Consider the following 8,065-nt stretch of genomic DNA (forward strand, 5'->3'; position numbering starts at 1 on the left):
ATTAAGATCGCTATTTCTGTGCAATTCGCGAGAAATAGTGGATTTGTTTCTACCCAATATGTTAGCTATTTGAGTAATGGTCATTTTCAAAGTATGATATTTCAGTATATTTTCGCGTTCTTCAATGGTAAGATGAGAATAGAGGTTCATGATGCACTCCTTTGATGAGATTCTTTCAACACCATTATAAAGGACATCATGAGTCTTTTCTTTTTTCAAAGATTAACTGTTGCACTTAGATTGTAAATTCAAGAAAATAAATACTTTTCTTAGAAGTTAAAGTTGAAAGACATTGAATCATCATTACTGGAATCATCATCTTTAGTTTGTGATTGGGCATTAGTATTAGGGCTTGTTGCCGTTGCACTATTGCCATTCATACTAGATGGCTGGTTTTCAGCTTGCCGAGACGAAGTACGGTTAACCGGCTCCTTAATAGTCTTTTCATGCTTCACTTCATTAGTCTCTCTGGTATTTGATGATACATTGCTGTATTCATTACCAGTTAAAGGCTGTTGAGATGAAGTTTTTGGCTTAACTTCTTCCTTTTCAATCGGTTCAGTTTTCTTTTGGTTAACTGAATCATTTACTTTTGAACTAGTATTCATTGGTTGTGTTGAACTAGTTCTTGTTTGAGCCTCACTTGCTTCAAACTGCTTATCAGAATAATTATTTTGAAATTGAGTTTGATAATCATTTTGGGGTTCTCTGTTGTAATATGCTTGCGCATTATTTGAGTGAACCTTTGGTTGATAATCTTTCTTAGTCTCATTCTTCTGATAGTTTGAATTATTTTTGTGGTAGCTTTGCTTAGCTTTAGTCTTACCCAAAGCCTTTTCTAAACGTCTTTGCATTATCTTCACTGGATAACCATTGAATTGACGCAACAAGCAGTAGAAAGTGGTGTTGTTAGTCAACTTACCATTTTCATCCTTTAATTGCTTAGAAATGAAAGCTCCACGAAATTCAATATGATCGCCTTCCGCAAATCTAATCAAATCCTTTTTGGCAGTAACACTATTAGCAAGAATTGGAACATAACCATATTGCTTGTAAATACGTTACTTGCCATCTTTATCGACATACTTTCTTCTGTCAGAAATCACACGTACGTGGCACATTACTACGCTATGTGGATCTTCAATCAAAGACATTTTATTATTCTTGGCATCGTGGATAAAATCTTTATTTTCATCCATGTTGACATTCAAGTAAACTTTAGGATCATCAATTAAGGTGCCGTTACCTCTTAACGCACAATCATCACCAAATGCAGAGAAGTTAACTTCATTCTTGAATAAGTCGCCACCAAATTCATAAAGTGACTGATCTTCTTCTTTTCTGCTAATCTCCTCTCCACTTAACCGACCTGCGTAAAAGCTGTATTCATCATTTTCAAAACTCTTCATAATAGTTTTTCCTTTCAATAAATCAAATTCTTTTTAGGTTTTTTACATTTTACCTAGTCTCTTAACTCTAAATACAAAAAAGACCATAAACTAACGGTCGTTAATTTATGATCCTTTAAAAGTTATGAAACAAATATTGTACAAATAATCTGAAATGTAAAATAGCGAATTATGCTTCGCAAAATAAAAAAGTAAAAATGAATAAACTAATATTCACCACGTATTTTAGCATTTCAGAAACTGGCATTGTAGCATTTGTGTAGCTTTGCTAATCATTTATTTATCTATTCAAATTAATGTAGCTTTCCTCTTCACTTAGATTTGGATTCTTTAAACCCGCTTGTTGCTGATCCATCTTATCATGGTCGATCTTTATAGTATTTAATCTATAAGCATTCCATGAACTTGGATAGCCAAATAGAGCATTGCCCCACTTACCTGTTGTTCGAGCATAATCCCAACGATAAGGCTTAGTTCGATAATGATTGTCAAGTCTAGTTAAAAGAATACCGGCATCACTTAGTGTTTTAACCATTTCATCGCTTAATGTTGCGTAAGCCTCAAATTTCTTTCTTAAAGCTTGAGAACCATCTAACACCTCAATATATTGTTTTAAGTTTTCTATGTCGTCTTTCGTTAGTGGTAAAGTCTTACCGTTTTTTCTCATTAAATCAAATACATTAACAAGAAATGCCTTTTCTTTGAAGAAAGTGATCTCAACGGATACTTCGCCCTTTTCTGGGTCTTTTAAGATACCATCATAAATATTCCATGAATTGCTGATAACCCCGGAAAAGGCTATTTTTCGCATCACATAGGCAGAGTCTTTAAACATTATTGAAGCCTTAGCAGTAACCGAGTAATAAGCGATCAGATAACTACCTAATAGGAAAATAATTATATCGTTAACCAAAATATCCGTTTGATAGTTAGGTATGAATAATTTGTAAATATAAAGAACTACCGCCAGCCAAAGCAGGCTTCTCACTATTGCCATTCTCACTCGATAAGAATGGTAGGAATCATAGTGAGTTAGTCGATAAAGAAGAGCTAAACCTTTTCTTGGCTTCTTTGGTTCATCTCCATTATTTGTTGTTTTCGCCATAAAAACCTCCATCTTTCATCCAAATATCTTGCACTTTTAAAATAGCACAATCATTAGGTCTGATTTTATGCATTTTTGGGCTAAGCCAATTTGCCTTAAAGCCTATCATATTGGTTGTCTAAGAGTGATTACCCCTTGCACTTTATTTAGGCTTTACTCTTATGTATAAATAACCCTCTAATATTTAGCTAAAAGAAAGGTAATCACTATGATCAACTTTAAGAACAATTTTAAGACCATCTCCCTAACTGATGATCTATTTCTTTTGATTAAGCAAATTGCTAATTTAGGTTTTGTAACCAAACCTCAACTTGAAATGATCTATTCCATTATCAAGAACAAGCCTACTTCTATATCCAACCATGTTCTGAATAAGCTGGTGAATAAGGATAAAGTCCTTAACAGAATTAAAAGTAATGAAAGTCAAAATAGAATTAAGCAGATTGCTTATGTGATTAGCAGATATGGACGCAATCTATTGTCTGCATATCACTGTTTCTATCGTGATCCTCGTTCCTTTGGTATTAACTTTCACAACCTGCAAGCCAATGAAGTAGTAATTCAAGCATTGTATGCTTCAAACTTCAAGCCTACTGCACTTGGTAGTAATAATTCTTCGCTTAGGTTTAATGATGAAGAAAAGACCGTATCTATTACTAATAGTTTCGGTTCTACGTTTACATTGCCTACCTTCGATGTCCCATTTTATGATAAAAAGGTTTCTAAGCCAGTTGTATCAAGGCTTAACGAAGATTACTTCATTAAGAATGCTGATTTGGCACGGCTTCCAGAGCTTTTAACCGAAGGCTTATTAGTCGGTGGAATAACTGATAAAAAGCTTCGTTTATCCCTTGATTCTAAGGCTCAAAGCACTTTTTCGTCAGAAAAAGGCAACGAAGATGATGACTGGTTCGTTCAAGATCTCTCATTTTTAAAAAATCCTCGTTTACCCCGTTATATCAGCTTTTTCAAGCCTTTCTTGTCAAAAAAGTTCATCGAAGAAATGCAGTCATATCAAGGCTTAACGAAGATGAGCGGACTCCGGGGGTGGGGGCGCATGTAAAGTTAGTAAAAATTAGTAACTTTTACCAACAATTATTAAAAAGTAGCAATTATTACTATTTTTTATTGAATTTATATCAAATTTTGCTAAACATTAATAATAAAAAGCAATTATTAGCAACGGTTGGCAACTATTGGCAAAAGTTAGCAACTGTTAATAATAATTATCAAGAGTTAGCAACTTTTACTAACTCCACCCTAAAAAAAGGAGACTGTAAAATAGTTTGTGTAAGGATGGACGATTCCTTAAATTTTATTCCCTAAACATTAGAAAAAGGAGCTCCTTTCTCGTATGATTGGTTTGAACAAAAAACAACATACAGAAAGAAGAACTCCTTCATGAATGATTTTACCAAAAATATTGCTCAAGCTCTATTCGATCAAGACAAAATAAATGATTTATTGCGTAAACAGCTCCAACAGGCAGTCAATGATCTGCTTGAAGCTGAATTGACTGCCTTTCTAGGATATGATCCTTATGCCAGAGATGGCTGGAATACTGGCAATTCTAGAAATGGCGCTTATTTTCGCAAGGTCGATACCCAGTTTGGACAAATCGAAGTTCAAGTGCCCCGAGACCGCAATGGACAGTTTCATCAGCACACTCTGCCTGACTACAAGCAGCACGCAGATGTCTTAGAAAACATGATTATCAAGCTTTATTCTAAAGGCGTCACTACCAGGGAAATCGCTGATCTGATTGAGAAGATGTACGGCTGTCACTACAGCCCGGCTCAGATATCGAATATTTCCAAGCAAATGATCCCCAAGGTTGAGGCCTATCACAGGCGCAAGCTGAGCGATAGGTTTTTCTGTGTCTACCTGGATGCGACCTATCTTCCGCTACGTCGAGAAACGTTTGAACGGGAAGCCATCTATATCGCCCTTGGCATCAAGCCCAATGGCTATAAAGAAGTCATTGACTACTGCATTGCGCCTAGCGAGAATATTGAAGTCTGGACGCAGATGCTCCAAAATATGAAAGCTAGAGGATTAAACCAGGTTGAGTTCTTTCTTTCGGACGGCGTTGTTGGCATGAAAGAAGCTTTGGCTAGAACGTATCCCAAGGCCCACTTCCAACGCTGCATGGTTCATGTTATGCGCAATATTTGCGCTAAAGTTCGCGTCGACGATCGTGAAGCGATCATGGATAAATTCAAGCGGATTCATCAACAGGCCAATAAAGAAGGCGCCACGGCCGCCTTGCATGAATTCTATGGCAAATGGAATAAAGCATATAGTCGTGTTATTCAAGAATTAAAAGCCATCGAATCGGATCTGCTGGTCTTTTATAATTACCTCAAGCAGATCAGGGCATCAATTTATTCGACAAACATGATTGAATCGTTTAACAACATTATCAAGCGCAAAGCCAAGCCTAAAGTAGAGTTTCCAACTGAACAGTCACTTGACACATTTATTGGGATTCAGGCAATGAGTTACAACAGCCGCTATTTTAATCGAATCCATAAAGGCTTTGGTCAGGTACAGGATACCTTAGAATCCTATTTTGATTAAATAAACAATTAAAAATCAATTTACGAGAAAAATCTATTTACACAAAAGATTTGATAGTTTCTTTACGATTTCAGTTACAATTGAGTTCATAAAAGACCAGCTTCTATTTTTTATTTTTTTGTTAACACTAGACTACTGGTCTTTTTGTTTTGGAGTCAAGTCCCTAGGAGAATTTGACTCCTTTTTCATTTGTTCTTTACCTTACCGCAAATTATTTTACACTTAGATATTATTATGATGGTATGGGGCGTATTCTTCAAGTTTGTTCATAATAATATTTAGCAGGATGTCATGGGAGTTTTTTGGCTTGGTGGCTGGATGTTAATGCGGCCATTACAAAAGTTAATTACCCTGAAGTGGGTTGATTCAAAGCTAGATGCAAAGTATCCTTTAACTGCTAGTCGGATAGACAAAAATAGAAAAAATAGGAAGGATAAATAAGTTACAAACACCGGGAACAATATTGACACTAATTCACAGTCCATCATAAAATAAACGTGAAATAAGAATTTTGGGAGAAAAAATAATGTTATTCAAGCAAATTAAGCAGAATAAGCGTAATACTTGGATTGTGATGATTATGTTTGTTCTGTTATTACTAACAATCACGGTTTTGCTTTCCGCATGCTTGACCCCGATCGTAGGATTAATTTTTCTGGGGACTGGCTTAATCTATCTTTGGCGCATTTATTTCAATGCAACTCGTCATCTCATGACTGTAACTAATGCAAAAGAAATCAAGCGAGCAGATAATCCAAAGCTCTATGAATTAGTAGAAGAGATGAGCTTAGCTGCTGGATTGCCAATGCCGAAGGTTTATATTACACCAGATCCAATACCTAATGCTTTTGCGACAGGCCGTGATCCAGAACATGCAAGTTTAGCAGTAACTCAAGGTCTGCTAGATGTCATGAACCATGATGAATTGCTAGGGGTAATTGGACATGAGATGTCACATATTCGTAATTATGATGTGCGGGTAACAACGATTTCCTCTGGTTTATACAGTTTTATCTTTCTAGCTGCCATTTGGCTTTTAGGCCTTGGCTGGACTTTGCTCACCACTTCCGCTGAAAGTTTGCTTGGAAAGGCGATCAAATATGGTCTTGGCGGGCTATGCCTGATAGTAGGTGGTGGCTTATTGCTCATTGCTTTGCCAATTGCTAAACTTTTGAACTTGGCAACTTCCAGACAACGTGAATATCTTGCAGATGTTGGTTCAGTTGATTTGACTCGTAATCCAGATTGTATCATGTCTGCTTTGCGGAAATTGCAACAAATAGATTCTCAATACATTGAAAATCAAGACGATTTAATGGTTAAAGCTTTAGCTTTCAATACTTATAAAGTTAAACATTGGTGGACTAATCTTTTGTCTGATCACCCAACTTTGGATAAACGAATTGAGCGCCTTGAACATACAGCTGACATGTAATTAATAAAGACTGCAGAATTTACTACAGTCTTTATTTTTGGTATTAGTTTAACTCATTATGGAAAATTGGTTTCACAAATAAGTAATAAGAAGGAATATAATATGAAAAAAATATATTTTTTATGTACAGGCAACTCTTGTCGTAGTCAAATGGCAGAAGGATATGCTAAGATTTTTTTGAAAAACAAGTATGAAGTTCAAAGCGCCGGAATTGAGACTCATGGATTAAATCCTAATGCTGTTAAAGTAATGGCAGAAGATGGAATTGACATTAGCAAACAAAAATCGAAACTAATTGATCCAAATTACTTAAAAGCTAGTGATCTAGTTATTACTTTATGTGGTGATGCCAAGGATCGCTGCCCTGTGTTATCAGAACATACGCGAAGTATTCATTGGCCGTTAGCTGATCCCGCACAAGCTCAAGGTACAGATAAACAGAAGCTAGCAGTTTTTCGCCAAGTACGTGATGAGATCAAAGAATATGTTTCTAAGTTAGGTTAGCTAATTTCTCATGTCGCTTTTCAAGGTAGCTTTCAATCTTCATCAAATGTAATGTTGTAATTCAGTGAGTATAAATATTAAACTAGCAGATGATCTAGAATCTCTGCTGATGTTTAAAAGCAGATGTAAGCTATGATTGAAGTACAAGTAGATGTCAGTGCTAACCTTAAGGAAGTTTGGCAATATTGGAATAAGCCAAAGTATATTGAATAATGAAGCTCTGCCTCTGATGATTGGCATACTATTAATGCCAAAAATGATTTAAGAATCGGTGGTAAGCTGACTTCTCGGATGGAAGCAAAAGATGGTTCGATGGGATTTGATTTTGAACAAATAGAACCAAACTTAGTTCGCATTAAAGAAAAATTTGACCCTAAAAAAGAAAATCCAATTGAGATACAAAGACAGGGTTGGCAGGCTATTTTAAACCATTTTAAAGAATATGTAGAGGCTGAAAGTATAAAATGAACTTTACAATAACGCAAGTAAACAAGTTGACCGATAAACATTGGGACTTACTTTTGTTAGCTGACCCAAATAAAGATCTAGTTCAAAAGTATTTACAAGCAGGCATAACTTTTGAAGTTAGAAAAAAAGAAAAATTGCTTGCTATCATGGTTTTACAAGCAATTTCGCAGTCTAAACTAGAAATCAAAAATATTGCTGTGGATCCCAAATTTGAAAATCAAGGAGTTGCTACAAAGCTGCTAACTTATGCCTTTCAGTTTGCTAGGCAAAGAAATTACCAACAATTACAAATCGGCACTGGCAGCACAAGTTTCAAACAATTGTATCTTTACCAAAAAGTTAGATTTCGGATTACTGAGATAAAAAAAGATTTTTTTATTAAAAATTATCAGCAACATATTTACGAAAATGGCTTATTGTTACGGGATATGCTGGTATTAACCGCAAATCTTGAGCAATTGTGACATTAGTAAAACTATTTTTTCTTTTATTCTAAAACAAATAAAACATTCTAAGCTTAAAAGCGAATTGATTATTCGACGGAATAATTGATTCGCTATTTCT

The 8,065-nt window shown here is 35.4% G+C and carries 10 protein-coding genes; 6 read left to right on the top strand and 4 right to left on the bottom strand.

Translation table 11 applies throughout. The features are described from left to right. From BN52_RS10520 to BN52_RS01765, 4 genes are all read right to left on the bottom strand, one after another. Positions 1–150: helix-turn-helix domain-containing protein (locus tag BN52_RS10520; RefSeq protein WP_157685036.1), on the bottom strand; the 150-nt coding region annotated here is incomplete at its 3' end. Between the two features lie 119 nt (positions 151–269). After that, entirely contained in the window at positions 270–998 is a 729-nt protein-coding gene (locus BN52_RS01755) for a hypothetical protein (protein ID WP_008472376.1), read from the bottom strand. A gap of 63 nt (positions 999–1,061) precedes the next feature. Continuing rightward, entirely contained in the window at positions 1,062–1,409 is a 348-nt protein-coding gene (locus tag BN52_RS01760; protein WP_008472377.1) for a hypothetical protein, read from the bottom strand. Between the two features lie 280 nt (positions 1,410–1,689). Then, complete coding sequence (locus BN52_RS01765) at positions 1,690–2,514, bottom strand: hypothetical protein (RefSeq protein ID WP_008472378.1); 825 nt, start codon at positions 2,512–2,514, stop codon at positions 1,690–1,692. A 208-nt stretch (positions 2,515–2,722) separates the two neighbouring features. Between BN52_RS01765 and BN52_RS01770 the strand changes: the two genes are divergently transcribed. The 6 genes from BN52_RS01770 to BN52_RS01795 all read left to right on the top strand — a co-directional run bounded on the left by BN52_RS01770 (position 2,723) and on the right by BN52_RS01795 (position 7,965). Further along, entirely contained in the window at positions 2,723–3,577 is an 855-nt protein-coding gene (locus BN52_RS01770; RefSeq protein WP_008472379.1) for a hypothetical protein, read from the top strand. 338 nt (positions 3,578–3,915) lie between these two features. Then, a complete protein-coding gene (locus BN52_RS01775; protein WP_008472380.1) occupies positions 3,916–5,094 on the top strand; it encodes an IS256 family transposase in 1,179 nt (392 codons plus the stop codon). A gap of 526 nt (positions 5,095–5,620) precedes the next feature. Then, complete coding sequence (locus BN52_RS01780; protein ID WP_008472383.1) at positions 5,621–6,529, top strand: M48 family metallopeptidase; 909 nt, start codon at positions 5,621–5,623, stop codon at positions 6,527–6,529. Between the two features lie 102 nt (positions 6,530–6,631). Further along, positions 6,632–7,033, top strand: a complete 402-nt coding sequence (arsC, locus tag BN52_RS01785) for an arsenate reductase (thioredoxin) (RefSeq protein ID WP_008472384.1) — start codon at positions 6,632–6,634, stop codon at positions 7,031–7,033. 291 nt (positions 7,034–7,324) lie between these two features. Next, positions 7,325–7,501, top strand: coding sequence for an SRPBCC family protein (locus BN52_RS10320; RefSeq protein ID WP_008472385.1), 177 nt, complete (start codon positions 7,325–7,327; stop codon positions 7,499–7,501). Further along, the gene (locus BN52_RS01795) at positions 7,498–7,965 is read left to right on the top strand and encodes a GNAT family N-acetyltransferase (RefSeq protein ID WP_008472388.1); all 468 of its coding nucleotides are present in this window, start codon (positions 7,498–7,500) and stop codon (positions 7,963–7,965) included. The genes BN52_RS10320 and BN52_RS01795 overlap by 4 nt, the downstream gene beginning before the upstream one ends. Positions 7,966–8,065 lie beyond the last annotated feature (100 nt).

It is taken from the genome of Lactobacillus gigeriorum DSM 23908 = CRBIP 24.85 (assembly GCF_000296855.1).
Lineage (GTDB): Bacteria > Bacillota > Bacilli > Lactobacillales > Lactobacillaceae > Lactobacillus > Lactobacillus gigeriorum.

Excerpts from the sequence above, each read along its gene's own strand:
- BN52_RS01760 (WP_008472377.1), bottom strand. The coding sequence starts at position 1,409 with ATGAAGAGTTTTGAAAATGATGAATACAGCTTTTACGCAGGTCGGTTA.
- BN52_RS01765 (WP_008472378.1), bottom strand. The coding sequence starts at position 2,514 with ATGGCGAAAACAACAAATAATGGAGATGAACCAAAGAAGCCAAGAAAA.
- BN52_RS01770 (WP_008472379.1), top strand. The coding sequence starts at position 2,723 with ATGATCAACTTTAAGAACAATTTTAAGACCATCTCCCTAACTGATGAT.
- BN52_RS01775 (WP_008472380.1), top strand. The coding sequence starts at position 3,916 with ATGAATGATTTTACCAAAAATATTGCTCAAGCTCTATTCGATCAAGAC.
- BN52_RS01780 (WP_008472383.1), top strand. The coding sequence starts at position 5,621 with ATGTTATTCAAGCAAATTAAGCAGAATAAGCGTAATACTTGGATTGTG.
- arsC (WP_008472384.1), top strand. The coding sequence starts at position 6,632 with ATGAAAAAAATATATTTTTTATGTACAGGCAACTCTTGTCGTAGTCAA.
- BN52_RS10320 (WP_008472385.1), top strand. The coding sequence starts at position 7,325 with ATGGAAGCAAAAGATGGTTCGATGGGATTTGATTTTGAACAAATAGAA.
- BN52_RS01795 (WP_008472388.1), top strand. The coding sequence starts at position 7,498 with ATGAACTTTACAATAACGCAAGTAAACAAGTTGACCGATAAACATTGG.